Below are 24,054 nucleotides of genomic sequence, written 5' to 3'. Positions count from 1 at the left end.
CACACGTTGCATCGCTCGCGACCTCATACGCCGCCTCGCATTTCCTGGCACGCCGGAAGCGCATGAATCCACCGCATTTGACGAGTCGCATCGCCACGTCCGTCACGCGCATCACGCCCAGTGCGCCGGCACCCAGACACGCCCGACCCAGTGGCCCGGCACCCACACGGCCGCACGCCGCACCGGCGCGACGTACACGGGACGCGGCGCGACATAGTAGACGGCACGCGGCGCGGGCCGCGCCACATAGACGACCGGGGGCGGCGGCACATAAGCCAGCGGCGGCGTCACCACTACGGGCTTCGGCGGCACATACACGACCGGCGGCGGCACGACGGCCGGTGCCGTCGCCACGACCACCGGTTTCGGCGCCACATACGCGACCGGCGCCGCAGCGACCACCGGGTTCGGCGCGACGACCACGGCCGCGCCGCCCACCGTCGTGCTGCTGACTGTCGCGCTGCCGGCCGTCGCACCGCCCGCGACCACGACGCCGCCCGTGACCACGGTCCCGCTCGACGTCACCGTGCTGCCGTGCGTGCCGGTCACGCTCGTCGACGTCGTCACGACACCCGGCGCGACGCGCGTCGCCGTGCCCGAGTGATAGACGCTGCCGTTATCGGGGCCCGTCACCGTACCGGAGCGCGAGCAGGTCGAGCCCGCGCAATTCGTCGCGGCCGAATGGTCGTAGGTATTGCCGTTCGCCCCCGTCACCGTACCCGACGACGAATACTGGCCCGGCCCGTTGCGCGTAACGTCGCCGGACGTGGTGGCCGTCTTGCCGTCCGGTCCGGTCAGCGTGCCGGTGTGCGCGCAGGTGCCGCCCGCGCAGCTGGTATCGCCCGAGTGCTGCACCGAGTTGCCGTAGCGCCCGGTCGCCGTGCCCGAATTCGAGAACTGGCCGGGCGCCGTGCGCGTCACCGTGCCGGTGTTGCTCGCGAAGCCGCCGTACGGACCGGCGACGCCGCCCGCGTGCGAACAGCTGCCGCCGCCACACGAACCATAATGCGCGCCGTTATAGACCCCGTGCGACGTGTAGGCCGTGCCATGCCCCGACCATGCGAACGCCGAGGCGCTGCCGAACTCGAAGACGGCAGCGGCCGCGCCGAGCAGGAATGTGCGCAGCACGCGGCGCATCGATGCGCCAGCCGGCGCGGCAACGGAAGCGAGGTCGGCGCGCTGCGCGCCCGTCTGAATTGAAGCTGCGAATAAACGATTTTTCACGAGATGTCCTTACTGGATTCGGGCCACTTGCGTCACTGCCGCGTGGCGACGAACGGACTATAGAAGGACATGCCGGGTAAATCATCGGCGAAGATATGTCGCGCCGTGTCACCGCGGCGACGCCCCGCCGCACAAGGCCTGGCAGGCGTTTCGCGGCGCGCGCGACATATTTCGACATAGTTTGCGTCGCCTCTTCGGGGCGCTCACTGCCCGAGCGGCGTCACCTGCACGGCCGCCGCCGAGACGAACACCGCGTACAGCGTATCGCCGACCTTCACGTCTTATAGGCGGCCGTGTGGATGGCTCGATCGCGTGATCTCGCGCAAAAAGAAACAGCCCCATCGCCAAAGCGAGGGGGCTGTCGCCAAACCACCGTGGTCATCGAAGCGCGAGCGGCCGGGGCTGGCCGTGGCCGAGCGCGCGCCGCGCTACCCGCGTTCGCTCATCACACGCGTTCGATCGCGATTGCGATACCCTGGCCGACGCCGATACACATCGTGCACAGCGCGAAGCGGCCTTGCGTGCGTTGCAGTTGATACGTCGCGGTCGTGACCAGACGCGCGCCGCTCATGCCGAGCGGGTGACCCAGCGCGATCGCGCCGCCGTTCGGGTTCACACGGGGATCGTCGTCGGCGACGCCGAGCGCGCGCAGCACCGCGATGCCTTGCGAGGCGAACGCTTCGTTCAGTTCGATCACGTCGAACTGGTCGATCGTCATGCCGAGGCGCGCGAGCAGTTTCTGCGTGGCGGGCGCCGGGCCGATGCCCATCACGCGCGGCTCGACGCCGGCGGCAGCGACGCCGAGCACGCGGGCGCGCGGCGTGAGGCCGAAGCGCTTCGCGGTTTCCGCGTTGGCGAGCAGCAGCGCGGCCGCGCCGTCGTTCACGCCCGAGGCGTTACCGGCCGTGACCGTGCCGTCCGGACGCACGACGCCCTTCAGCCTGGCGAGCGTTTCGAGGCTCGTTTCGCGCGGATGCTCGTCCTGCAGCACCGTGATCGGATCGCCCTTCTTCTGCGCGATCGTCACGCCGACGATTTCCTGCGCGAGCGTGCCGTCCTTCTGCGCGCGAGCCGCCTTCTGCTGGCTACGCAGCGCGAACGCGTCCTGGTCGGCGCGGCTGATGTTGTAGTCCGTCGCGACGTTTTCGCCGGTTTCCGGCATCGAGTCGACGCCGTACAGCTTCTTCATCAGCGGATTGACGAAGCGCCAGCCGATCGTCGTGTCGTGGATCTCGTTCTGACGCGTGAACGCGCTGGTCGCCTTGGGCATCACGAACGGCGCGCGGCTCATGCTTTCGACGCCGCCCGCCACCATCAGCGCGGCCTCGCCCGACTTGATCGCGCGCGCGGCGATGCCGATCGCGTCCATGCCCGAACCGCACAGACGGTTGACCGTCGAGCCCGGCACGTCCTTCGGCAGGCCTGCGAGCAGCAGCGACATGCGCGCGACGTTGCGGTTGTCGTCGCCGGCCTGGTTCGCGCAGCCGTAGATCACGTCGTCGATGGCGCTCCAGTCGACGTTCGGGTTACGCTCCATCAGCGCCTTGAGCGGCACCGCGCCGAGGTCGTCGGCGCGCACCGACGACAGCGAACCCGCATAGCGGCCAATGGGGGTGCGAATCGCGTCGCACAGGAATGCTTCGGTCATGTGATGTCTCCAGTTGAGATGCTACGTGCGCTGCGCCGCGCGCCGGTTTTCCGTGGATGACGCGAGCCCGATGCATCAGCACATCGACGCATCGGCCCGGCGGCCCTCACGGCAAATGGCGGCAAGCTGCGGGACGCCGCAGGAAAGCGGCGGCGCGGCGGTCACCACGGGCGGTCGCCACCTCAAGGCAGCTTAGCGCAGGATCGTGAACGATGGGCTTGGAATCGACGACAGTTGCCGCAACCGCGGCGTGCCTCGGCGTGGTTTCCTCACCCGGCCTTATGTTCTATATACGAACACAAGGTCATATATCGAACAAACAGGCTCGATGATAGGCGCGTGCGCGAAACCGTGTCAAGCACGGACGAAGCCGTGCCAGCGGATACCAGGGAATACGCGCAGGGAGTAGTTCTCAACTGGTCTTCAATGCAAGCCGATTCCTTGAGGAGTCGGCGGCACTGAAGAACGATCAGGTAAACGGCAGAACGAGAGGCAAAACGAACGATGAATCGCGACGCTCAACGCGCCGCGTCGAGATAAGGCCGCAGCCATCCGAGCCCCGCCGAGGTCGCCGCGCGCGGCCGGTATTCGCAGCCGATGTAGCCATCGTAGCCGAGCGAATCGATCAGATCGAACAGGTACGGATAGTTCAGCTCGCCGATGTCGGGTTCGTGACGCTCGGGCACGCCCGCGATCTGGATATGGCCGATGCCGGCCCTATCGCGCTTGAGCTTCATCGCCAGATCGCCCTCGACGATCTGGCAGTGATAGCAGTCGAACTGCACCTTCAGATTCGCGGCGCCGACTTCGGCGCAGATCGCCTGCGCGTCGTCCTGGCGATTGAGGAAATAGCCCGGCATGTCGCGCGCATTGATCGGCTCGATGACGATCATGATCTGCTCGGCTTGCGCGGTCTGCGCGGCGTAGGCGAGATTCTTCAGATACACGTCGCGCAGTCTTTCGCGCGGCTGGTCCTGCGGCGCGAGGCCCGCCATCACGTGCAGCTTGCGGTTGCCGAGCACGCGCGCGTAGTCGAGCGCGGTGTCGATGCTGCGGCGGAATTCGTCCTCGCGGCCCGGCAGGATCGCGATGCCGCGCTCGCCGCCGTTCCAGTCTCCCGGCGGCGCATTGAAGAGTGCCTGCGTGAGGCCGTGCGCATCGAGTTGCGCTTGCAGTTCGTCGGCGCGAAAGTCGTACGGAAACAGAAACTCGACCGCTTTGAAACCGTCGCGCGCGGCGGCGGCAAAACGGTCGAGAAAAGCGTGCTCGTTGTACATCATGGTCAGATTGGCGGCGAAGCGAGGCATGGCGACAACTCCTTGAAAACAGTGTGTAGGGCGCGCGATGCATGCGCTGAGCACGCGTGCGCCGATAAAAATAAACGAACGGACGGGAACGTCGACGGCAACGCAGGGTGCCGACTTCGCGGAGCCGAGCGGCGCGGCACATGCGTCTGCGCGAGACGCAAGCTATACCCGCATAATCAGCACCCGCGCCGCCTTACCAGCGCGCGCCGAACACCGCGCGCAGTTCTTCGAGCGCGGCTTCTTCGAGCGGCGCGGGACGCGGCTGCGTCATAAGCCACAGGCGCGCGGTCTCCTCGAGTTCTTCGAGCGCATACGACGCATGCGCGACCGAGCGCTCCCACACCACCGGCCCCAATCGGTCGAGCAACACCGCACGCACGCTGTCGGCGAGCGCGGCGATCTGCGCGGCCACTTGCGGATCGCCGGGGCGACGGTAGCGAATCAGCGGGACGTGTCCCACTTTCATCACGTAGTACGGCGTGATCGGCGGCAGCACGTCGGTCTCGCTCCAGACACCCGCGAGCGTCAGCGCGACGAGATGCGTCGAATGCGTATGGACGATGCCGCGCGCTTCGCGATTGCGCGCATAGATGCCCTGATGAAGCGCGAGCGTTTTCGACGGCTTGCCGCCCGACACCGCGCGCCCGTCGACGTCGACCTTCGCGATGTCCGTAGGGTCGAGCCGGCCGAGGCACGCATCGGTCGGCGTGATGAGCCAGCCGTCGTCGAGCCGCGCGCTGATGTTGCCGGCGGTGCCGACCGTATAGCCGCGCTGGTAGAGGCTCGCGCCGCAGGCGCAGATTTCCTCGCGCACGCGCGCTTCGTCAGTCGTGCGGAGTGCGGGGGTGGATACAGGTGCAGCGGTCATCGTAGGGTTCCATCCAGATGGCGTAATGCCTTGAAGAAATCGGTCATGGGCTAACTCATCCCCGCCTCGGCCAGCCGGCGCGCCGCGTTATACAGATGCGTCTGCGCAGCCTCGCGCGCCGCCTGCGGATCGCGCGCGCGGATCGCGGCGGCAATCGCCGCATGCTCGTCGCGCACCTGCCGCGAGAAATCCTCGCGCAGCGCCTCGTTGCGGCGCGTGACGACCACACCCGCTTCGAGATATTGATTGAGGAACGTCAGCGTCTTGAGGAAATACGGATTGCCGGTGGCCGCCGCGATCGCGCGATGAAACGCGACGTCTTCGGCGACGCCGTCGTCGCCCTCGGCCACCGCCTCGTCGATGCGCGCGAGCGCCGCCTCGATCGACGCCATCTCGGCGTCGCCGCGCCGCAGCGCGGCTTCGGCGGCGACCTCGGCCTCGATCGCGCGGCGCAGCGCGAGAATCCGCACGACCGAGCCCGGCTCGGCCGCTTCGGCGTAGTCGATGCGCAGCGGCCGGATCGCGCCGTGCCCGGCGACGAACACGCCGCTGCCCTGGCGCGGCTCGACCACGCCCTCGTTCTTCAGCCGCGAAATCGCCTCGCGGATCACCGTGCGGCTCACGCCGAACTGCTGCGCGAGCACGGCCTCGGTCGGCAGCTTGCCGCCGCGCACGAAAGCGCCTTTGTCGATCTGCACGAGCAGTTGCTGCGCGACCGTGTCGCTCAACGCCCGCGCGGGAATCTTGTCGAACATGAGGTATCGGATGGCTGCGGATGAGCCGAATTAGTCAGGTTATCGGGTCATCATACAAATTTCACGCGTTCAGCCCTATCCACGCAAACCCTGGCATTTTTGAGAGAACGCGCGTCATTTGGCGAAACAGAAGGCTTAAGCTATCGTCACGCCTTTGCGCCACAATGCGCGGCATCGAATGGCGCACGCCCGCGCGCCTTCATCCGCATCTTTTCCGAACGCACTTTTCAAGGCCCATGAGCAAAGCCCTGCCGTCGTCTTCCGCCGTTCCCGCCCACGCCGAGCCGGCCCCGGAGAAACCGGGCGACTCGTACGTGCAGTCGTTCGCGCGCGGTCTCGCGGTGATCCGCGCGTTCGACGCGACGCGCCCCGAGCAGACGCTCACCGACGTCGCCGCCGCGACCGGCCTCACGCGCGCGGGCGCGCGCCGGATTCTGCTGACGCTGCAGACGCTCGGCTACGTGGAAGCCGACGGCCGCCTGTTCCGCCTGACGCCGAAGATTCTCGACCTTGGCTTCGCCTACCTCACGTCGATGCCGTTCTGGAATCTCGCGGAACCGGTCATGGAAAATCTGTCGTCGCAGGTTCACGAAAGCTGCTCGGCGGCCGTGCTCGATCGCACCGAGATCGTCTACGTGCTGCGCGTGCCGACGCACAAGATCATGACGATCAACCTCTCGATCGGCAGCCGCCTGCCTGCGTATTGCACGTCGATGGGCCGCGTGCTGCTCGCCGCGCTCGACGACGACGAGCTCGACGTCACGCTGAACTCGGCGCCGCTCTACGCGCACACGCCGCGCACGGTCACCGACAAGGAAGAGCTGAAGAAGCTGATCGCGCAGGTGCGCCGCCAGGGCTGGGCGATCGTCGATCAGGAACTCGAAGGCGGCCTGATTTCGCTGTCCGCGCCGATCCGCAACCGCCAGGGGCGCGTGATCGCGGCGCTGAACATCAGCGGCAACGCGCAGCGCAATTCGGCGCGGCAAATGGTGAAAGCGTTTCTCGAACCGCTGCAGCAGGCCGCGCAGACGGTGTCGGATATGGTGGCGCGGCGCGGTTGAGGCGTGCGCTCAAGGGCTGCGCTTAAAAAACGCGCCTGAAGAACGCCCTTAAAGAACGCTCCCACGGAACGCCCCTAAGGCGCACAGATCACCGCGCGGCCGGCGGACGCGGCAACGGGCGCGAGGCAGCGCCCCTGCCTCGCCCGATCGTTCAATCGCCTAGCCGCCCAATCGCCCAATCACTCACTGCGCGAGATAACGCTCCACGAGCCGCGTCCAGAACGCCGCACCGATCGGCAGGTTGTGGTCGTTGAAGTCGTAATGCGGGTTGTGCACCATGCAGCCGTCCTCGCCGACGCCGTTGCCGATACGCAGGAACGTGCCCGGCCGCTGCTGCAGCATGAACGCGAAGTCCTCGCTGCCCATCAGGATATCGGTCTGCTCGACCACCTTGTCGTCGCCGACCAGTTCGCGCGCAACCTGCACCGCGAAATCCGTTTCGGCCTCCGTATTGACGACGACCGGATAGCCCTCGATGTACTCGACATACGCCTTGCCGCCGTAGCTCGCGGCCTGCGACTCGGCCAGTTCGGTGATGCGCCTCTTCAGCAACGCGCGTACCTCGGGGCTGAACGAGCGCACGCTCAGCTCGAGCCGCGCGCTGCTCGAAATCACGTTGTTCGCGGTGCCCGCGTGCATCGAGCCGATCGTCACCACGGCGGGCTGCGCCGGATCGACGTTGCGCGCGACGATGGTCTGCAAGGCCATCACGATGCTCGCGGCCACCACGACCGGATCGACGGTCAGATGCGGACGCGCCGCATGGCCGCCGACGCCCTCGATCGTGATGATCGCCTTGTCGCCCGCCGACATGAACGGCCCCTTGCGGAACAGCAGCATGCCCGGCTCCGCGCCCGGATGGTTATGCAGGCCGAACACGGCGTCGCACGGGAAGCGCTCGAACAGGCCGTCCTTGATCATCTTCAGCGCGCCGCTGTCGATGCCGCTTTCCTCGGCCGGCTGGAAGTACAGATGCACGGTGCCCGAGAAATTGCGCGTGGCCGCGAGCCGTTGCGCGGCGCCGAGCAGGATCGTCGTGTGGCCGTCGTGACCGCATGCGTGCATCTTGCCGTGCGTCGCGCTCGCGTAGGGCAAGCCGGTCTGCTCAAGAATCGGCAGCGCGTCCATGTCCGCGCGAATGCCGATGCGGCGCGCGCCGTCGCCCACTGTCAGCGTGCCGACCACGCCGGTCTTGCCGACCCCGCGCGTGACCTGCCAGCCCCATTGTTCGAGCCTCCCGGCCACGAGTTCGGCGGTCTGCACTTCCTCGTAGGCGAGTTCGGGATGGCGGTGAATGTGATGGCGAATTTCGCGCAGGCTCGCGACGGCGGGTTCCAGATCGGATACTTCGGTCAGACGCGGGGTCTCGTTCATTATCGTATTGCTCCATGAATTCGGGCCAGGCCGGCCAGGCGAGTCGGCAACGGAAATGGCCCAACGTACCGCAAAAATGGCCGCATAGGGTAACGCACGCGCTACAGGTTCGCATGCTCCCTCAGCACCGCGATCAACGCATGGCCGGCGTCTTCGAGCGCGCCGGAGTTGTCGATCGTCGTGCAACGCACGCCGTCGGGCAGCGAAAACGGCGCGCGCCGCGCGAGCCGCGCCGCGACCTGCTCGGCCGATTCGCGCGCCCGCGCGCCGAGCCGCGCTTCAAGAATATGTGCAGCCGCGTCGACGTGGACCACTTCCGCCTGCGGATAACGCGCGAGCGCATGCTGCACATACTGCCGCGAACCGTTGACGACCACCGTGCAGCCGCGCGCGAGCCACGCATCGAGTTCGATGCCGATGCCGTAGCGCAGCGAATGGCTCGACCATTCGAGCGCGAACAGCCCCAGCACCGAACGCGCGGCGAATTCCTCGACGCTCAGCGCGACATGCACTTCGCCATGGCCGCTCGGCCGCGTGATGTAGCGATGCGCGAACACGATCGGCTCGCCCATCAGATGCTCACGCGCGAAGCCGAGCAGCGAGTCCTTGCCCGCGCCCGACGGCCCCATCACATAAATCAGACGCCCGTTCATCGCCGCGTCACCTGCGGGACCGCGCCGTCGTTCGGCCCGTCGGCGCGAAACGGCAAACGCTGCCACAACACGAACGGCTCGTCCGGCGCCGGCTCGACGAACAGCGCGGCGTGATCGACGCTCAACGGGCCGAGCGCGGGCACACGCTGCCGCCACCAGGCGAGCAGCGCCGCGCGCTCGCCGGCATCGTCGAGCGAATTCGACAGCGTCATATGGAAACGGAATTCGTCGAACACGTAAGGATAGCCCCATTGCAACAGCAGGCTGCGTTGTCGTTCGCTCAGCGGCGCGGCGAGGCGGCGCGCGAGATCGGCCTCGGACGGTTGCGCGCGCAGCGCATCGAGCGCTTGCAGCGCGCTCGCCGCGACGTCGCGTATGCGGGCGTCGCCATGCTCATCGGCGGGACGCAGCGCGACGAAATCGCCGAGCGTCGCGGCTTCCACCGGCAGGTCGAACGCGTGTTGCGTGAGCGCCCACGTGCGCGCTGTGGCGAGCACGTCGTCCGGCGCGAGGCCGGGCGCGAGACGAAACGGCGCGACCAGCGTGCCGTGCCAACCATAGCGGCGCGGCGCTTCGGTCAACTCCGCAAGCGCACGCGCGAGGCTCGCCGGCTGCGGCGCCGCGCAATGCTCGCCGCTTTGCGCGTCGCGCCCGAGCCATGCCGAGCCGGCCTGCCACCACGCCGACTCCCGCGCGGGCGCGTAGTACACCGCGAAGCGCGTCCGCGCGTCCCATGCCGTGGCCGCTGCCGTGGCCGATGCAGTGCCGCTCACAGGTCGTGCTCCACGTACAGTTGCACGCGGTCCGCCGCGAAATGCGTGAAGCCGTATTTGATCGGCGTGCCTTGCAGGTCGACGTCGACGTTTTCGACCCACAGCACCGGCTGCTGCCGGTTGATGTTCAGACGCCGCGCGACTTCCGGCTCGGGCAGCACGCTGCCGATGCGGCTCCACTTGCGCAGATAATCGCTCACGCCGAATTCGGCGAGCGCCTTCGTCACGCCGCCGACGCGCTGCGCGACTTCCGGCAGATCGGCGAAACGCGTGGCCGGATACCAGCTGCGCGCGAACGTGAGCGGCACGCCGTCGGACTCGTTCAGCGATTCGATGCGATACACCGCCGCGCCGGCGCGCAGGCCCAGCGCCTTCGCGACGCCGGCCTCGGCCTTCACGCGCGTGGCCGCCAGCATCGTGCCGGCCGGCGCGTGATGCTGCTGGCGCAGGTTCTCGGTGAAGCGCGTGCGGCGGCCGATCGTATAGTCGATCGCGCCCGGCTGCACGAACGTGCCGCGGCCCTGCTCGACGCTGACGAGGCCGAGCGCGGCGAGGCCGAGCATCGCGCGGCGCACGGTGTGGCGGTTGACGTCGAAGCGCCTGGCGAGTTCGCCCTCGCTCGGCAGGCGCCCTTCCTCGCCGAAACCGCTGGCCGCGATCTCGGCGGCCAGAATCTGTTCGATCTGCCTCCAGACGGCCACGCCCGCGCCGCGCTCGAGCATCGTGGCCGGTGTCGCGCTGTCGTTCGATGTCATGGTGCTGTCATTCCCCTAGGTTCAAATGATCGCCGTGAGGTGCATTGTAGTGCGCGAGCCATGATGGAAATATGAAAACGTGCCTGCGTACAACGAATCCTTCAACTGCGCCTTTAAACGTCTAGACGTTTAGATGAATAGATGCTCAAATGTCCACTCGATGGATCGACAGGAAACCCGATGAGCGCCACTTCCCTTTCGCCCGGCATGCCGTCTTCCGCCGCGTCGCCGGCGCGGCGCGCCTGGATGGCCGTGCTGGCCCGCACGCCGCGCGCCGATCTCGAGGCCACGCTCGCGCAGGTGCTGCAAGAGCTTCCCCAGCCCGTCTACGACTGGCTGCGCCCGCCTGAAATCGGCCTTGCGATGGTGCGCGGGCGCGTCGGCGGCAGCGGCGATCCGTTCAATCTCGGCGAAGCAACGGTCACGCGCGCCACGCTGCGCCTGCGTGCCGATGGCGCGGCCCCGGCAATCGTCGGCGTGGCCTGTCATCTGGGACGCGACCGCCGCCGCGCCGAACTCGCCGCGCTCGCCGACGCGCTGCTGCAAATGCCGGAGCATCACGACGCGATGCAGCGCCGGCTGATCGGGCCGTTGGCCGCCCAACAGCAGGCACGCCGCGCACGCCGGCAGCAGGACGCCGACTCCACGCGCGTCGAATTCTTCACGATGGTCCGGGGCGACTGATGGAAACCTCACCGATTGCATTGTCCACGCTGACCCCGGGTTTCGCCGATCCGGTCCACGACACCCAGGCGGTGTTTCGCACGCTGCTCGATGCGCTGTCGCGGCCGGGCACGCCTGGCGTCGTCGGCGACCGCCTGCCCGGATCGAGCGAAGCGCACGAAACGCACGAAGCGCGTGCCGAGCCCGCCGCGTTCGCCGCGCTGCTCACGCTGTGCGACTACGCGACGCCGATCTGGCTCGCCCAGGCCGATATCGCGCTCGCTTCCGCGCTGCGCTTTCATACCGGCGCGCCGCTCGTCGAGACGCCCGCTGAAGCCGCGTTCGCCTATATCCACGATGCCGACGCCTTGCCGCCGCTCGACAGCTTCGCGCTCGGCAACGCCGAGTCGCCCGAGCAATCGGCCACGCTGCTGATCCGCGTCGCGTCGCTGACGGGCGGCGCGCCGGTCGTGCTGCGCGGCCCCGGCATTCGCGAGACCGCGACGATTGCGCCGGCCGGCCTGCCCGCGCGGTTCTGGCGCGAACGCGCGGCGCTCGCCCCGCTCTTTCCGTGCGGCATCGACTGTTATCTGGTTTGCGGCACGCGCCTCGTCGGCCTGCCGCGCACAACTGAAGCGAAGGTGAACTGATGTACGTTGCCGTCAAGGGTGGAGAACGCGCGATCGAAGCATCGTGGCGCATGCTCGACAAGGCGCGCCGCGGCGATACGCGCGTCGCCGAACTCAGCGTCGCGCAGATTCGCGAGCAGTTGCGTCTCGCGGTCGCGCGCGTGATGACCGAAGGCTCGGTCTACGACGAAGAACTCGCGGCGCTCGCGATCAAGCAGGCCGCCGGCGATCTCGTCGAAGCGATCTTCCTGCTGCGCGCTTATCGCACCACGTTGCCGCGTTTCGGCTATACGCGTGCGATCGATACCGAAGCGATGCAGGTCGAGCGCCGCATTTCGGCGACCTTCAAGGACGTGCCGGGCGGCCAGCTGCTCGGCGCGACTTACGATTACACGCAGCGTCTGCTCGATTTCGCGTTGCTCGCCGAGGGTCATGACGAAGGCAAGCATGACGCAGACGACATGGCGCACGGCGGCGCATCGGGTTCGGACGAAGCATCGACAAAGCAGCCGGCCGGGGAGCCCATGCCGCGCGTCGTCGCGCTGCTCGACAAGGAAGGGCTGATCGAGCAGGAACGTCCGTCGCCCGACGGCGCGGAACCCGGCGATCTGTCGCGCGAGCCGCTCGCGTTTCCGGCGAGCCGCGCGACGCGTCTGCAGAATCTCGCGCGCGGCGACGAAGGCTTTCTGCTCGCGATGGGTTATGCGACGCAGCGCGGCTACGCGCACTCGCATCCGTTCGCGGGCGAGATCCGCTTCGGCACGATCGCGGTCGAAATGGAACTCGACGAACTCGGCGCGGCGGTCGAGATCGGTGACCTCGACATCACCGAATGCCAGATGATCAACCAGTTCGCGGGCAGCGGCTCGGTGCCGCCCGCGTTCACGCAGGGCTATGGCCTCGCGTTCGGTCACTCGGAGCGCAAGGCGATGGCGATGGCGCTCGTCGATCGCGCGCTGCGTGCCGAGGAACTCGGCGAAACGCTCGCCTCGCCGACGCAGGACATCGAGTTCATGCTCTCGCATAGCGATAACGTGGAAGCGTCGGGCTTCGTGCAGCATCTGAAGCTGCCGCATTACGTCGACTTCCAGTCCGAACTGGAACTGGTGCGCAAGCTGCGCGCGCAACATCGCGCTCTGGACGAAAACGCGTCAAACCACGACGCGGCAACCGGGGCCCACCCCGCCACCGACAGGGAGCAAGCAGCATGAACGCGCCGGATACCGCTCTTTCGAACACCGCCGCCACGGGCACCTCGCACGACAGCGCCGCGCACGGCTACAACTTCGCGTATCTCGACGAGCAGACCAAGCGCATGCTGCGCCGCGCGCTGCTCAAGGCCGTCGCGGTGCCGGGCTACCAGGTGCCGTTCGCCTCGCGTGAAATGCCATTGCCGTTCGGCTGGGGCACGGGCGGCATTCAGGTGACGGCCGCGATCATCGGCAAGGCAGACACGCTGAAGGTCATCGATCAGGGCTCCGACGAAACCACCAACGCGGTCAACATCCGCCGCTTCTTCGCCCGCACGACCGGCGTCGCGACCACGCGCCGCACGGCCGAGGCGACGATCGTCCAGACCCGCCACCGGATTCCCGAAACGCCGCTGACCGAGAAGCAGATTCTGGTCTACCAGGTGCCGATGCCCGAGCCGCTGTACCGGCTCGAACCGCGCGTCGCCGAATGCAAGAAGCTGCATGCGCTGGCCGATTACGGCCTCATCAGCGTGAAGCTCTATGAAGACATCGTGCATCACGGCAGCATCGCGACGACCTACGACTATCCGGTGATCGTCAATCATCGCTATCTGACCTCGCCCTCGCCGATTCCGAAGTTCGACAATCCGAAGATGCATATGAACCCCGCGCTGCAACTGTTCGGCGCGGGCCGCGAACGGCGCATTCATGCGATTCCGCCCTATACGCCGGTGCGCAGCCTCGACTTCGACGATCATCCGTTCGAGGTGCAGAAGTGGCAGCATGCCTGCGCGCTGTGCGGATCGAAGGAGAGCTTTCTCGACGAGATGATCGTCGACGATGCGGGCACGCGCATGTTCGTCTGCTCCGATAGCGATTACTGTCACGAGCGGCGCGGCGACGGCGATATCGAATCGCCGGCCCCGCTGCTGCCCACCGCGCGCCAGGGAGAATCCGCATGACGCCGCTTCTGAGCGCCCGCGCGCTGACCAAACAATACGGCGGCCGCAACGGTTGCCGCAACGTGAGCTTCGATCTCTATCCGGGCGAGGTGCTGTGCATCGTCGGCGAATCGGGCTCGGGCAAGACCACGCTGCTCAACACGCTGGCGCTGAAAACCGAGGCCGATAGCGGCTCGCTTCACTACACCGCGACACATGGCGACACGCTCGATCTGCGCGCGCTCTCCGAGCCGCGCCGCCGGTTGCTGATGCGCACCGAGTGGGGCTTCGTGCAGCAGAATCCGCGCGATGGCCTGCGCAGCGGCGTGTCGGCCGGCGCGAATATCGGCGAGCCGCTGATGGCGGTCGGCGCGCGCCACTACGGCGAGATTCGCCGCGCCGCGACGCAGTGGATGGAGCGTGTCGAACTCGACGCGACGCGCATCGACGAATTCCCCGCCGCGTTTTCGGGCGGCATGCAGCAGCGTTTGCAGATCGCGCGCAATCTCGTCACCGGTCCGCGCCTCGTCTTCATGGACGAACCGACGGCTGGGCTCGACGTGTCCGTGCAGGCGCGTCTGCTCGATCTGCTGCGCACGTTGACGTCGACGCTGCATCTGTCGGTGCTGATCGTCACGCACGATATCGGCGTGGCGCGTCTGCTCGCGCATCGGCTGATGGTGATGCAGGCGGGTGAAGTCGTCGAGGCGGGCCTGACCGATCAGGTGCTCGACGATCCGCAGCATCCGTATACGCAAACGCTGGTTTCCTCGGTTCTGCCGGTTTGAGGCTCACGATGCAATCCATTGAAGCAGACCTGCAAGCAGGCAGCGCAGCGCGCAGCAGCGCCCCGGCTTTCGCCGCCCGCCCCGCGCTGATGCTGCGCGCGACCGGCATCGGCAAGACCTTTACGCTGCACGGCCAGGGCGGCGTGCAGATCGAAGCGCTCGCGGACGTGTCGCTCGACGTCGAACGCGGCGAATGCGTGGTGCTGGTCGGGCCCTCGGGCGCGGGCAAGAGCACGCTGCTGCGTTGTCTGTACGGCAACTATCTTGCGAGCACCGGCTCGATCGAGATTCGCGACATGACCGATCAGGGCCGGCCCGTGTCGATCGTCGGCGCCGAACCGCGCGACGTGCTGCGTCTGCGCCGCGGCGTGGTCGGCTACGTGAGCCAGTTCCTGCGCGTGATTCCGCGCGTGCCGACGCTCGCGCTCGTCGCCGAGCCGCTGGTGTCGCGCGGCGTCGCCGAAGACGAAGCCCGCGCGCGCGCCGCCCGCCTGCTCGCGCGGCTGAACGTGCCCGAGCGGCTCTGGACGCTGGCGCCCGCCACCTTTTCGGGCGGCGAACAGCAGCGCGTGAACATTGCGCGCGGCCTGATCGCGGAGCATCCGCTGTTGCTGCTCGACGAGCCGACCGCCTCGCTCGATGCGGAAAACCGCGACGTGGTGGCCGATCTGATCGTCGAGGCGCGCGAGCGCGGCGCGGCGATCGTCGGTATCTTTCATGACGAAGAGACGCGCAGCAAGGTCGCGACGCGCCGCGTGGAACTACAGCCGCCGCGGCGCCACGCCGTACTTGAGATCGCATGACAGGAAGCAGTGGCAGACTGCCAGGCACTACCCCTTCAGGCCCGACTGACTACGGAGCAAGTCGATGTTGATCAGGAACGCTCGCGTCGTGACGCGAGACGAAGTATTCACCGGCGTGGTGCGCGTCGAAGACGGCATGATTCGCGACGTCGAGCGCGGCTCGAGTTCGGCGCGCGAGGCCGAGGACTGGGACGGCGACTATCTGCTGCCCGGTCTGATCGAGCTGCATACCGACAATCTGGAGAAGCATCTCGTGCCGCGGCCGGGTGTCGAGTGGAATACCGACGCCGCCTTCGTGATTCACGACGCGCAGGTCGCGGCCGCCGGCATCACGACCGTGTTCGACGCGCTCGCGATCGGCTCGCGCTTTAACGTCGGCGTGCGCGGCCGCGATCTGCAGACGAAATGCGCCGACTCGCTGCTGCGGCTCGCCGCGCACCGGCTGCTGCGCGCCGAGCACTTTCTGCATTTGCGCTGCGAGATCGCGACCGCCGACGTCATCGACATTTTCGATTCGTTGTGCGCCCATCCGCTGCTGCGGCTCGCCTCGGTGATGGATCACACGCCGGGCCAGCGGCAATGGCACGACCGCGAGCAATGGCGCCGCTACCAGGAGCGCAACGGCAAGATGAGCGACGAGCGCGTCGCGACCGCGCTCGCCGAACTGGAAGTCGAACAGGAGCGTTATGCGGATACGCATCGCCACGAACTCGTCACGCGTTGCAAAACGCTCGGCATTCCGGTCGCGAGCCACGACGACACGCTGATCGAGCACGTCGAACAGGCCAAGGCCGAGGGCATCGTGCTCGCCGAATTCCCGACCACGCGCATTGCCGCGCAAGCCGCGCGCGAGCATGGCATCGCGACGATCATGGGCGCGCCGAACATCGTGCGCGGCGGCTCGCATTCGGGCAACGTGTCGGCGCTCGAGCTTGCACGCGCGGACCTGCTCGACATTCTCTCGTCCGATTACGTGCCGTCGAGCCTGCTGAGCGCCGTGTTCGAACTCGTCGACAAGGCGGACTGGACACTGCCGCGCGCCATGCAGACGGTCTCCGCCGAGCCGGCGCGCGCCGCCTGCCTCACCGACCGCGGCGCGATCGAGCCCGGCCTGCGCGCGGACTTCGTGCGCGTGACGATGCTCAACAAGTTGCCGGTGCCGCGCGCGACTTACCGGGGCGGCGTGCGGATCGTGTGAGGCAATCCGCACGATCGGGATCGAAGGCGCCTCGAACCACCTGCTCCGCCGCGCGCCCGATCGCACCTTCTACTGCGCTTTTTACTGTGCTTCCGCCGGATCCTCCGCGGCATTCTCGTCCGCCCGCGCCGGCGCGGGTCCGTTCTTCGCGGCCGTCCCGGCCTGCTCGTCGAGCAGGTCCCGGTAACGCAGGTACGCGCAACGTCCACCCGATTTCGCCGCGTACATCGCCGCGTCGGCATTCAGCAGCAGTTCCTCGGCATTGCCGCTGTCGTGCGGAAATTCGCTGATGCCGATACTCGCGCCGACCGTCATGCCGTGGCCGTCGATCACGAGCGTTTCGTTCAGCGCGTCCATGATGCGCGCGGCGATCTCGGTCGTGACGTCCGCCGCGCGCTGCCCCTCGATCAGCACGATGAATTCGTCGCCGCCCAGACGCGCGACGACATCGTCGGCACACAGCACGCCCTTGAGTCGCCCCGCCACCGCAGCCAGCACCTTGTCGCCGACCGAGTGGCCGAACTGGTCGTTGATCGGCTTGAAGCGGTCGAGATCGACGAACAGCACGGCCAGCCCCGCGCCTTGCTGCTTCGCGGCCTCAAGCGCGCTTTCGAGCTTCTGCATGAACAGCATGCGGTTCGGCAAACCGGTCAGCACGTCGTGCGTCGCGAGATGCGCAAGCTCGCTCTGCTTGCTGTGCAACGCATCCATCTGCGCGCGGATTTCGCGGCGCAAATGGTCGAAGCAGCGCGCAAGCACGCCGATTTCGTCGGTGCGCTTGAGCGGCAGCGGATTCATCGCGTGCTCGGCGAACAGGTGCGTCGCCGCCTGCGCGAGCAGATGCAAAGGCTTGGTCACCGCGCGCGCGGACAGAATAGCCAGTAGTACGGACAATGCGCTGAACACCAGCACCATGCGGATGATCCGCGTGCCGAGCTGATTCGCGCCGGCCAGCACGTCTTCCAGCGGCTTGGCGAGACCGAGCACGATGAAGCGGTTGCCTTCCGAGTCGCCGAACCGTCGGCGCACGAACGCGAGCACCTGGCCCGCCGCCTGGCGCGGCCGCATGAGACCGTTCGCGAGCACTTCGCCCTGCGTCTGCGCGAACAGCGGCTTCGTCACGGGGAAGCTGTCCTGCATCAGCACGCGCCGGCCACGATCGAAGCCAAAGGTTTTCGACGGGTCCGGATGCACCAGGAAGTCGCCCCATTCGTTCGCGAGATAGACCTGATAGTCGCTCGGCAGATCGCTTTGCAAACGCCTGAGCATGATGGCGAGATCGATGTCGATCACGACGACGCCCACCACGGTTCCATTCGCGTCCGCGACCGGCGTGCCGATCCGCAACGTCGGCTTGCCCTGCGCCGCGTGCGTGCCGTATTCGTGATTGACGACGATCGGCGACGTATAGATGCGTCCCGGCGCAAACGCGAGCGTCTCGAACACATAGGGAAACTGACCTTTCTCCTGCAGGTCCTCGCCGTCGACGCGCACGAGACCGTCGCTGTCGCGATCGAAGCGGATCAGTTCGAGCCCATGATGCCGGCGCGCAATCAGCCGCACCTGCAGATACTCCGGGTGATGCAGCATGAAGCTCGAATACACCTGCGCGAGCCGCTCGCGCGGCGCGTTCGCGCCCACGCCGTCGTCGGTTTCGGCGACGTTCGCCGACGAAGGCATGGTCGCGAGCACGAGCGCGTCGGACGCGGTGTCGTCGATCGAGAACGCGATGCGCTGGCCGAGCAGTTCCGTCGAGGTCAGCAGGCTGCGCTCCGCTTCGTTGACGAGCATCGTGCGGTTCGCGTGATACGCGTAGTAACCGGTCGCGCCCGACGCCAGCACGCCGATGCACGCGAGCAGCACGGACAGCTTGAAGGTCAGGCCGCGCCGTAGCATCAGAAGCGCTCCGAGCGATCGCCCGATTCGATTCGCGTCCACAGTGCCTCGCGCTGCTGGATATTCTCGACCGGGCCGATCCAGACGATATGCGCGTTCGGACTCGTTTCCGCGGGTTCGCTCAGCGTGTTCGCGAGTCCCTGGCGCCGCGTGAGCAACGCGCTCACGTCGGGCTCGAGCATGTAGTTGATCCACGCGAGCGCGAGCGGGCGGTCGCTCGCGAAACGCGTCATCGACCAGCAATCGAGCCACGCGAGCGCGCCTTCGTCGGGAATCACATAGCCGACGTCGGCGCCCGCGCGGCGCAGCAGCTCGACCTGCTGCGTGCCGTAGTTGCCGAACATCAGCGCGGCCTTGTGCTCGATGAAGTACGCGGTCGCCTCTTCGGGCAGCGTGTAATACGTGAGCAGATTGCGGCGCAGTTCGACGAGCTTGCGCGCGACCGTGCGCATCTGCTTGCGATCGAGCTGGAACGGATCGGGATAGCCGAGCGCGAGCGCGGTGAACGAGAAGTTGTGCTGCGCGCTGTTGAAGTCGAGCACCTTGCCTCGATAACGCGGGTTCCATAGTTCGAGCATCGAATGTGGCGCGACCGGAACCTGCTTGCGGTCGTAGATGAGTCCCATCGACGAATAGGTGAACGGAATCGCGTACACCTTGCCCGCCGACGTGAGCCCCTCGATCGAACCGAGCGCCCGGAAGCGCGGCAACTGCCTGCGCGTGTTCGGCAGACTCGCGAGGTCGAGCGGCGCGAGCAGATTCGCCTGCGTATAGCGGTGGATTTCGGCGGTGTTGGCCGCGAGCACGTCGAATTGCCCGGCATCCTTGCCGTGCATCTGCGACCACAGCGCCTCGTCGGAATCGACCAGCGTGACTTCGACCTTCGCGTTATAGCGCGCCTCGAATGCCTTGACGACGTCGGGGTCCGCGTAGCCGGGCCACGCAAGCACGTGCAGGACCTTGTCGGCGGCGCGGGCGGAGGTGGCCGCGCTCAAACCGATGCAGCACAGGGCGGCGATCAGCAACGCCGAAACGGGGGACCGGAAAACCGGCGATACCGCGACTAATGCAGAGGGAATAATCGTGCGGAAAAAACCGCGAAAAAGGTCGCCACGCATCGAGAACGCGCGGACCGGCGCGCCAACGCCCGCGACTTGCCGCTGAAAAAGCCGAATGCCACTGCCTGTTTCATCCGCCGTCGACATCGTGTGCATGAATAACACCGTTTAGCAGAAGGCCCTTTGAGCGAGCTCAAACATGCGGTATTGAAAGCCGGCGTGGCGCACGACGACTTGCAACGGACTGGCCCGCCCGTTGCGCCGGCAAGCCCTTCGAGAAAGGCCGCGACGAACGCAAGGAGCATCGATGATAGCGCCAAAGCAGCGTTTTTTGTCTCTGGCTCAAGCTGCATCGAAAAACAGTCTGATGACGGCAACGGATTCCAGCTATGCACAATGCGTTATCGGCAAATTGCGTGAAATCTTGAGCGCGCCGGCTCCCGTTCGGGAGCGGCGATGGCATGGCCGGCGGCATTGAAATCGCATGCGCAAATCGCATGCGGAAGTCGCGGCGCTCGCGGCCGTTTTGTCCCACAATCTGGACTCGCCCCGGCAGCCGGATTCGTCCGCGGGCCCCGCCGCGTGCGCCATCCGGTGTTTTACTAGCTTCCCAATCTTTTTGAACTGATAAGCTTGGCGCGCGTTGCAGGCCAGCCCGGCTTGCAACCTGGACCAGGCCCGGCCGCAAGTCGTGCCGGGCAGACCGCGGCGGCACAACCGCAGGCGGTCGTAATTGAACTACACCGAGGAGTAAAAACAGTGAAAAAACTGCTAGCGGCTTTGACGGTTGCTTTGCTTGCCACCGTCTCGATTGGCGCACACGCTAAAGATTGGTCGACGATCCGTTTTGGCGTTGACGCCAGCTATCCCCCGTTCGAGTCCAAGGGCGCGGACGGCAAGCTCGTTGGCTTCGATATCGACCTCGGCAACGAAATCTGCAAGCGCGTCGGCGCGAAGTGCGTGTGGGTCGAAAACGACTTCGACGGCATGATCCCGGCACTGAAGGCGAAGAAGTTCGACGGCGTGCTGTCGTCGATGTCGATGACGCCGCAGCGCGCCGAGCAGGTCGCGTTCTCGGCCAAGCTGTTCAACACGCCGACGCGCCTCGTCGCGAAGAAGGGTTCGAGCCTGCTGCCGACCGCCGATTCGCTGAAGGGCAAGTCGGTCGGCGTCGAACAGGGCACGATCCAGGAAACCTACGCGAAGACCTACTGGGAGCCGAAGGGCACCAAGGTCGTGCCGTATCAGAACCAGGACCAGGTGTATGCCGACCTGATCTCGGGCCGTCTCGACGCGGCGCTGCAGGACGCGGTGCAGGCTGAGCAGGGCTTCCTGAAGACGCCGCGCGGCGCGGGCTTCGTGTTCGTCGGCCAGAACCTCGACGATCCGAAGATTCTCGGCACCGGCGCCGGCATCGGCATGCGCAAGGAAGACACCGATCTGAAGACGAAGGTCGACAAGGCGATCGCCGACATGATCAAGGACGGCACCTACAAGAAGATCGAGCAGAAGTACTTCGACTTCGACGTGTACGGCAGCTAACGCCACGACGCGCGCCTCGCGGCGCGCCGGCCGGCTGGCTCTCGAACGGGCTCCGCGATGCGGAGCCCGTTCTGTTTTGTGCCGCGCCTGTATTCCGCCTGGGTTCTGCCTGGGTGCCGCCTTTATCCCGCCTGGGCCATGGTTGCACCGCGCTCATGCCACCGCCCCGCCCGCTCATCTGCGCTCTTCGAGCCACATCGTGTGGCATATCGGCTAAGATCGTGCACAAACGTGGCGCCGCCCGCAGTACCGCCGCCCGTGGTCCGCGCCCGCGGGCCGTCCCCCGGCAGCATGCTTTCTCCATTGCAACCAACCCCATCACGCGGCCTGCACCTGTGAGCCGCGGCTTTCGAAAATCATGCAAACGCAAACCCATCCGCTGATTGCCCCGTCGCTCGGCACCGCCCGCAGCCTCACGAGTTTTCACTACGGCCCGGCCGGCGGACAGAAGATCTACATCCAGTCGTCGCTGCATGCCGACGAACTGCCCGGCATGCTGGTGTCGTGGGCGCTGCGCCGAAAGCTGGCCGCGCTCGAAACCGCGGGCAAGCTGCGCGGCGAAGTCGTGATCGTGCCGGTGCCGAACCCGATCGGCCTGAACCAGCACCTGCTCGGCCATCTGATGGGCCGCTTCGAAACCGGCACCGCGCAGAACTTCAACCGCAATTTCCACGATCTCGCGGCGCTCGTGCTGCCGGACATCGAAGGCCGCCTGACCGGCGACATCGACGCGAACCGCACGGCGATCCGCGCCGCGATGCGCGAGGCGCTCGACGCGCAGCAGCCGGCCACCGAACTCGCCTCGCAGCGCCTCGCGCTGCAAAAGCTCTCGTACGACGCCGACGTCGTGCTCGATCTGCACTGCGACTGGGAGGCCGCGATGCACCTCTACACGAACCCCGATCTGTGGCCCGAAGTCGAACCGCTTGCGCGCTATCTCGACGCGAAGGCGTCGCTGCTCGCGCTGAACTCGGTCGGCAATCCGTTCGATGAAATCCACAGCTTCTGCTGGTCCGATCTGCGCGGCCGCTTCGGCGAGCGCTTCCCGATTCCGAACGGTTCGGTCTCGGTCACGATCGAGCTGCGCGGCCAGCGCGAGGTGTCGTACGAGTACGCGGAACACGACGCGCAGGCGATCGTCGAGTACCTGACCTCGCGCGGCGTGATCGACGGCGAGCCGGCCCCGCTGCCGCCGCTCGAATTCGCCGCCACGCCGCTCGCGGGCACGGAGCCGCTCGTCGCGCCGATCAGCGGCGTGCTCGTGTACCGCTGCGAAGTCGGCACCTGGGTCGACGCGGGCCACGAAATCGCCGACATCGTCGATCCGCTGACGGATCGCGTCGTCACGATCAAAAACAGCGTGGCCGGCGTGCTGTACGCGCGGCATCTCACGCGCTTCGCGACGGCCGGGCTCGAATTCGCCCGCATTGCCGGTGCCACGCCGTTCAGAAGCGGTTCGCTGCTGAGCAACTGATAACAGCGCCTTAGTCGCACCAACTCCCGATAAAAAAGGGGATCGCCTGCCGACACGGCAGGCGATCCCCTTTTTCTCTTTATCGGCCCGCACACGAGCAAAGTGTCGCGTCGATACGACAGATTGGCAAAAATTTTTCACTGTCACATAGCCTACTCAGCGCCCCCTTAAATTGCCGGCAATCGCGCGACTTTGCCGCAGAGCAGCGCGTCGCGATCATCCAATTTTCAACCGGAGAATGTTTTGAACAAGAAAATCCTGACCGCCGCTACCTTCGCCCTCTTCGCAAGCGCCGCTCACGCACAAAGCAGCGTCACGCTGTATGGCGTGATCGATGCGGGTATCAGCTACGTCAACAACTCGAAGACGTCGACTGGCCACGACAGCCTCACGAAGTTCGACGACGGCGTTGCGCAAGGCAGCCGCTGGGGCCTGCGTGGTACCGAAGACCTCGGTAACGGCCTGAAGGCACTGTTCGTGTTGGAGAACGGCTTCAGCAGCGCGAACGGCACGGCCGGCCAGGGCGGCGCGATGTTCGGCCGCCAGGCGTACGTCGGTCTGTCGCAAGACAACGTCGGCTCGCTGACGTTCGGCCGCCAGTACTCGTTCTCGACCGACGTGCTCGGCTCGAACTACTCGACCGGCGGCAACACCGTCGCGGGTAACTACGCGTACCACATCAACGACGTCGACCAGCTCACGTCGAGCCGTATCAACAACGCGGTGAAGTTCTCGAGCGCGAACTTCTCGGGCCTGACCTTCGGCGCGATGTACGGCTTCTCGAACACGGCAGGCGGCTTCGCCGGCACGCCGGCTGTGGGCACGACCGCAGGTTCGTCGCGTGCTTACAGCTTCGGCGCGAACTACGCAAACGGCCCGTTCGGCCTTGGCGCTGCTTACACGGACATCCGCTATCCGGGTCAGGCTTCGCCGGCTTTCTCGACCTCGCTGGCTAACGTGAGCTTCGCGACGACCGGCGTCGGCCAGATCCAGGATCTGCGCACGTTCGGCGTCGGCGGCCGCTACACGATCGGACCGGCCATGCTGTGGGCCCTGTACACGAACACGCGCCTCGCCCCGATCTCGGGCCAGTCGACGACGTTCGCCGCATACGAAGCAGGCGCGAAGTACGCGATCACGCCGGCTATCACGGCAGGCGCGGGCTACACGTACATGCACCTGAGCGGCGCGAACGTGGGTCACTGGAACCAGGTGGACCTGAGCGGCGACTACGCGCTGTCGAAGCGCACGGACGTCTACGTGCTCGGCATCTACCAGATCGCCTCGGGCCACAACGGCACGCAGGATCTGCAAGCTCAGATCGGTTCGAGCACGAGCTACTTCGGCACGTCGGGTACGGCCGACAACCAGCTGGCGTTCCGCGTCGGTCTGCGTCACAAGTTCTAAGCGGCTTGTTGCCGGCAAGGAGCGCATGCGCTCCTTGCCGGGTT

Annotated in this window: 23 protein-coding genes; 12 read left to right on the top strand and 11 right to left on the bottom strand. The window is 66.6% G+C overall.

All coding sequences use genetic code 11. The features are described 5' to 3' along the window. Positions 1 to 111 precede the first annotated feature (111 nt). From F3J19_RS08555 to F3J19_RS08535, 5 genes are all read right to left on the bottom strand, one after another. Positions 112 to 1,137, bottom strand: coding sequence for a hypothetical protein (locus tag F3J19_RS08555; protein ID WP_167039934.1), 1,026 nt, complete (start codon positions 1,135 to 1,137; stop codon positions 112 to 114). Positions 1,138 to 1,669: 532 nt separating this feature from the next. Then, entirely contained in the window at positions 1,670 to 2,872 is a 1,203-nt protein-coding gene (pcaF, locus tag F3J19_RS08550) for a 3-oxoadipyl-CoA thiolase (protein WP_167039758.1), read from the bottom strand. Between the two features lie 518 nt (positions 2,873 to 3,390). Beyond that, entirely contained in the window at positions 3,391 to 4,179 is a 789-nt protein-coding gene (gene otnI, locus F3J19_RS08545; protein WP_167039756.1) for a 2-oxo-tetronate isomerase, read from the bottom strand. 193 nt (positions 4,180 to 4,372) lie between these two features. After that, on the bottom strand, positions 4,373 to 5,047 hold the full coding sequence (locus F3J19_RS08540) for an aldolase (protein WP_167039754.1): 675 nt from the start codon (positions 5,045 to 5,047) through the stop codon (positions 4,373 to 4,375). A gap of 50 nt (positions 5,048 to 5,097) precedes the next feature. Further along, positions 5,098 to 5,802, bottom strand: coding sequence for a FadR/GntR family transcriptional regulator (locus F3J19_RS08535; RefSeq protein WP_167039752.1), 705 nt, complete (start codon positions 5,800 to 5,802; stop codon positions 5,098 to 5,100). A 236-nt stretch (positions 5,803 to 6,038) separates the two neighbouring features. Between F3J19_RS08535 and F3J19_RS08530 the strand changes: the two genes are divergently transcribed. Beyond that, on the top strand, positions 6,039 to 6,863 hold the full coding sequence (locus F3J19_RS08530; RefSeq protein ID WP_167039749.1) for an IclR family transcriptional regulator: 825 nt from the start codon (positions 6,039 to 6,041) through the stop codon (positions 6,861 to 6,863). Positions 6,864 to 7,046: 183 nt separating this feature from the next. Here F3J19_RS08530 and F3J19_RS08525 read toward each other — a convergent pair whose 3' ends face one another. From F3J19_RS08525 to phnF, 4 genes are all read right to left on the bottom strand, one after another. Further along, a complete protein-coding gene (locus tag F3J19_RS08525; RefSeq protein WP_167039747.1) occupies positions 7,047 to 8,237 on the bottom strand; it encodes a M20 aminoacylase family protein in 1,191 nt (396 codons plus the stop codon). Between the two features lie 101 nt (positions 8,238 to 8,338). Then, on the bottom strand, positions 8,339 to 8,890 hold the full coding sequence (gene phnN, locus F3J19_RS08520; protein WP_167039745.1) for a phosphonate metabolism protein/1,5-bisphosphokinase (PRPP-forming) PhnN: 552 nt from the start codon (positions 8,888 to 8,890) through the stop codon (positions 8,339 to 8,341). Next, positions 8,887 to 9,663, bottom strand: coding sequence for a DUF1045 domain-containing protein (locus F3J19_RS08515; RefSeq protein ID WP_167039743.1), 777 nt, complete (start codon positions 9,661 to 9,663; stop codon positions 8,887 to 8,889). The genes phnN and F3J19_RS08515 overlap by 4 nt, the downstream gene beginning before the upstream one ends. Then, entirely contained in the window at positions 9,660 to 10,418 is a 759-nt protein-coding gene (gene phnF / locus F3J19_RS08510) for a phosphonate metabolism transcriptional regulator PhnF (RefSeq protein WP_167039741.1), read from the bottom strand. The genes F3J19_RS08515 and phnF overlap by 4 nt, the downstream gene beginning before the upstream one ends. Before the next feature lie 180 nt (positions 10,419 to 10,598). Between phnF and phnG the strand changes: the two genes are divergently transcribed. From phnG to F3J19_RS08475, 7 genes are all read left to right on the top strand, one after another. After that, on the top strand, positions 10,599 to 11,102 hold the full coding sequence (gene phnG / locus F3J19_RS08505; protein WP_167039739.1) for a phosphonate C-P lyase system protein PhnG: 504 nt from the start codon (positions 10,599 to 10,601) through the stop codon (positions 11,100 to 11,102). Continuing rightward, complete coding sequence (gene phnH / locus F3J19_RS08500) at positions 11,102 to 11,731, top strand: phosphonate C-P lyase system protein PhnH (protein ID WP_167039737.1); 630 nt, start codon at positions 11,102 to 11,104, stop codon at positions 11,729 to 11,731. Before phnG ends, phnH begins: the two co-directional genes overlap by 1 nt. Beyond that, positions 11,731 to 12,921 (top strand): carbon-phosphorus lyase complex subunit PhnI, encoded by a 1,191-nt coding sequence (locus F3J19_RS08495; RefSeq protein ID WP_167039735.1) that lies wholly within the window; start codon positions 11,731 to 11,733, stop codon positions 12,919 to 12,921. Before phnH ends, F3J19_RS08495 begins: the two co-directional genes overlap by 1 nt. Beyond that, positions 12,918 to 13,865 carry an alpha-D-ribose 1-methylphosphonate 5-phosphate C-P-lyase PhnJ gene (locus F3J19_RS08490; RefSeq protein ID WP_167039733.1) on the top strand — a complete coding sequence of 316 codons (948 nt, stop codon included), beginning with the start codon at positions 12,918 to 12,920 and terminating at the stop codon, positions 13,863 to 13,865. The genes F3J19_RS08495 and F3J19_RS08490 overlap by 4 nt, the downstream gene beginning before the upstream one ends. Next, positions 13,862 to 14,632 carry a phosphonate C-P lyase system protein PhnK gene (gene phnK / locus F3J19_RS08485; RefSeq protein ID WP_167039731.1) on the top strand — a complete coding sequence of 257 codons (771 nt, stop codon included), beginning with the start codon at positions 13,862 to 13,864 and terminating at the stop codon, positions 14,630 to 14,632. The genes F3J19_RS08490 and phnK overlap by 4 nt, the downstream gene beginning before the upstream one ends. Positions 14,633 to 14,640: 8 nt before the next feature. Then, complete coding sequence (gene phnL / locus F3J19_RS08480) at positions 14,641 to 15,435, top strand: phosphonate C-P lyase system protein PhnL (RefSeq protein WP_167039729.1); 795 nt, start codon at positions 14,641 to 14,643, stop codon at positions 15,433 to 15,435. 64 nt (positions 15,436 to 15,499) lie between these two features. Beyond that, complete coding sequence (locus F3J19_RS08475; protein ID WP_167039727.1) at positions 15,500 to 16,633, top strand: alpha-D-ribose 1-methylphosphonate 5-triphosphate diphosphatase; 1,134 nt, start codon at positions 15,500 to 15,502, stop codon at positions 16,631 to 16,633. An 81-nt stretch (positions 16,634 to 16,714) separates the two neighbouring features. On the opposite strand, the gene F3J19_RS08470 is transcribed toward F3J19_RS08475, so the two are convergent. After that, entirely contained in the window at positions 16,715 to 18,529 is a 1,815-nt protein-coding gene (locus tag F3J19_RS08470; protein ID WP_167039725.1) for a diguanylate cyclase, read from the bottom strand. Then, positions 18,529 to 19,647, bottom strand: a complete 1,119-nt coding sequence (locus tag F3J19_RS08465; protein ID WP_167039723.1) for an extracellular solute-binding protein — start codon at positions 19,645 to 19,647, stop codon at positions 18,529 to 18,531. The genes F3J19_RS08470 and F3J19_RS08465 overlap by 1 nt, the downstream gene beginning before the upstream one ends. Before the next feature lie 123 nt (positions 19,648 to 19,770). Here F3J19_RS08465 and F3J19_RS08460 point away from each other — a divergent pair, with 123 nt between their 5' ends. The 4 genes from F3J19_RS08460 to F3J19_RS08445 all read left to right on the top strand — a co-directional run bounded on the left by F3J19_RS08460 (position 19,771) and on the right by F3J19_RS08445 (position 24,010). Continuing rightward, entirely contained in the window at positions 19,771 to 20,007 is a 237-nt protein-coding gene (locus tag F3J19_RS08460) for a hypothetical protein (RefSeq protein ID WP_167039721.1), read from the top strand. Between the two features lie 339 nt (positions 20,008 to 20,346). Beyond that, positions 20,347 to 21,129 carry an ABC transporter substrate-binding protein gene (locus tag F3J19_RS08455; protein ID WP_167039719.1) on the top strand — a complete coding sequence of 261 codons (783 nt, stop codon included), beginning with the start codon at positions 20,347 to 20,349 and terminating at the stop codon, positions 21,127 to 21,129. A 358-nt stretch (positions 21,130 to 21,487) separates the two neighbouring features. After that, a complete protein-coding gene (locus F3J19_RS08450; protein ID WP_167039717.1) occupies positions 21,488 to 22,603 on the top strand; it encodes a succinylglutamate desuccinylase/aspartoacylase family protein in 1,116 nt (371 codons plus the stop codon). Between the two features lie 243 nt (positions 22,604 to 22,846). Next, positions 22,847 to 24,010 carry a porin gene (locus tag F3J19_RS08445; RefSeq protein WP_167039715.1) on the top strand — a complete coding sequence of 388 codons (1,164 nt, stop codon included), beginning with the start codon at positions 22,847 to 22,849 and terminating at the stop codon, positions 24,008 to 24,010. The last annotated feature ends 44 nt before the right edge of the window (positions 24,011 to 24,054 follow it).

This window comes from Burkholderia sp. Ax-1724, assembly GCF_011752995.1.
In the GTDB taxonomy this organism is placed as follows: Bacteria; Pseudomonadota; Gammaproteobacteria; order Burkholderiales; family Burkholderiaceae; genus Paraburkholderia.
Note: the sequence above shows the minus strand (reverse complement) of the source record. Positions and strands in the feature narration are given on the sequence as shown.

Bases quoted from the DNA above. Each gene is read 5' to 3' on its own strand.
- F3J19_RS08555 (WP_167039934.1), bottom strand. From the start codon at position 1,137: ATGCGCCGCGTGCTGCGCACATTCCTGCTCGGCGCGGCCGCTGCCGTC.
- pcaF (WP_167039758.1), bottom strand. From the start codon at position 2,872: ATGACCGAAGCATTCCTGTGCGACGCGATTCGCACCCCCATTGGCCGC.
- otnI (WP_167039756.1), bottom strand. From the start codon at position 4,179: ATGCCTCGCTTCGCCGCCAATCTGACCATGATGTACAACGAGCACGCT.
- F3J19_RS08540 (WP_167039754.1), bottom strand. From the start codon at position 5,047: ATGACCGCTGCACCTGTATCCACCCCCGCACTCCGCACGACTGACGAA.
- F3J19_RS08535 (WP_167039752.1), bottom strand. From the start codon at position 5,802: ATGTTCGACAAGATTCCCGCGCGGGCGTTGAGCGACACGGTCGCGCAG.
- F3J19_RS08530 (WP_167039749.1), top strand. From the start codon at position 6,039: ATGAGCAAAGCCCTGCCGTCGTCTTCCGCCGTTCCCGCCCACGCCGAG.
- F3J19_RS08525 (WP_167039747.1), bottom strand. From the start codon at position 8,237: ATGAACGAGACCCCGCGTCTGACCGAAGTATCCGATCTGGAACCCGCC.
- phnN (WP_167039745.1), bottom strand. From the start codon at position 8,890: ATGAACGGGCGTCTGATTTATGTGATGGGGCCGTCGGGCGCGGGCAAG.
- phnF (WP_167039741.1), bottom strand. From the start codon at position 10,418: ATGACATCGAACGACAGCGCGACACCGGCCACGATGCTCGAGCGCGGC.
- phnG (WP_167039739.1), top strand. From the start codon at position 10,599: ATGAGCGCCACTTCCCTTTCGCCCGGCATGCCGTCTTCCGCCGCGTCG.
- phnH (WP_167039737.1), top strand. From the start codon at position 11,102: ATGGAAACCTCACCGATTGCATTGTCCACGCTGACCCCGGGTTTCGCC.
- F3J19_RS08495 (WP_167039735.1), top strand. From the start codon at position 11,731: ATGTACGTTGCCGTCAAGGGTGGAGAACGCGCGATCGAAGCATCGTGG.
- F3J19_RS08490 (WP_167039733.1), top strand. From the start codon at position 12,918: ATGAACGCGCCGGATACCGCTCTTTCGAACACCGCCGCCACGGGCACC.
- phnK (WP_167039731.1), top strand. From the start codon at position 13,862: ATGACGCCGCTTCTGAGCGCCCGCGCGCTGACCAAACAATACGGCGGC.
- phnL (WP_167039729.1), top strand. From the start codon at position 14,641: ATGCAATCCATTGAAGCAGACCTGCAAGCAGGCAGCGCAGCGCGCAGC.
- F3J19_RS08475 (WP_167039727.1), top strand. From the start codon at position 15,500: ATGTTGATCAGGAACGCTCGCGTCGTGACGCGAGACGAAGTATTCACC.
- F3J19_RS08470 (WP_167039725.1), bottom strand. From the start codon at position 18,529: ATGCTACGGCGCGGCCTGACCTTCAAGCTGTCCGTGCTGCTCGCGTGC.
- F3J19_RS08465 (WP_167039723.1), bottom strand. From the start codon at position 19,647: ATGCGTGGCGACCTTTTTCGCGGTTTTTTCCGCACGATTATTCCCTCT.
- F3J19_RS08450 (WP_167039717.1), top strand. From the start codon at position 21,488: ATGCAAACGCAAACCCATCCGCTGATTGCCCCGTCGCTCGGCACCGCC.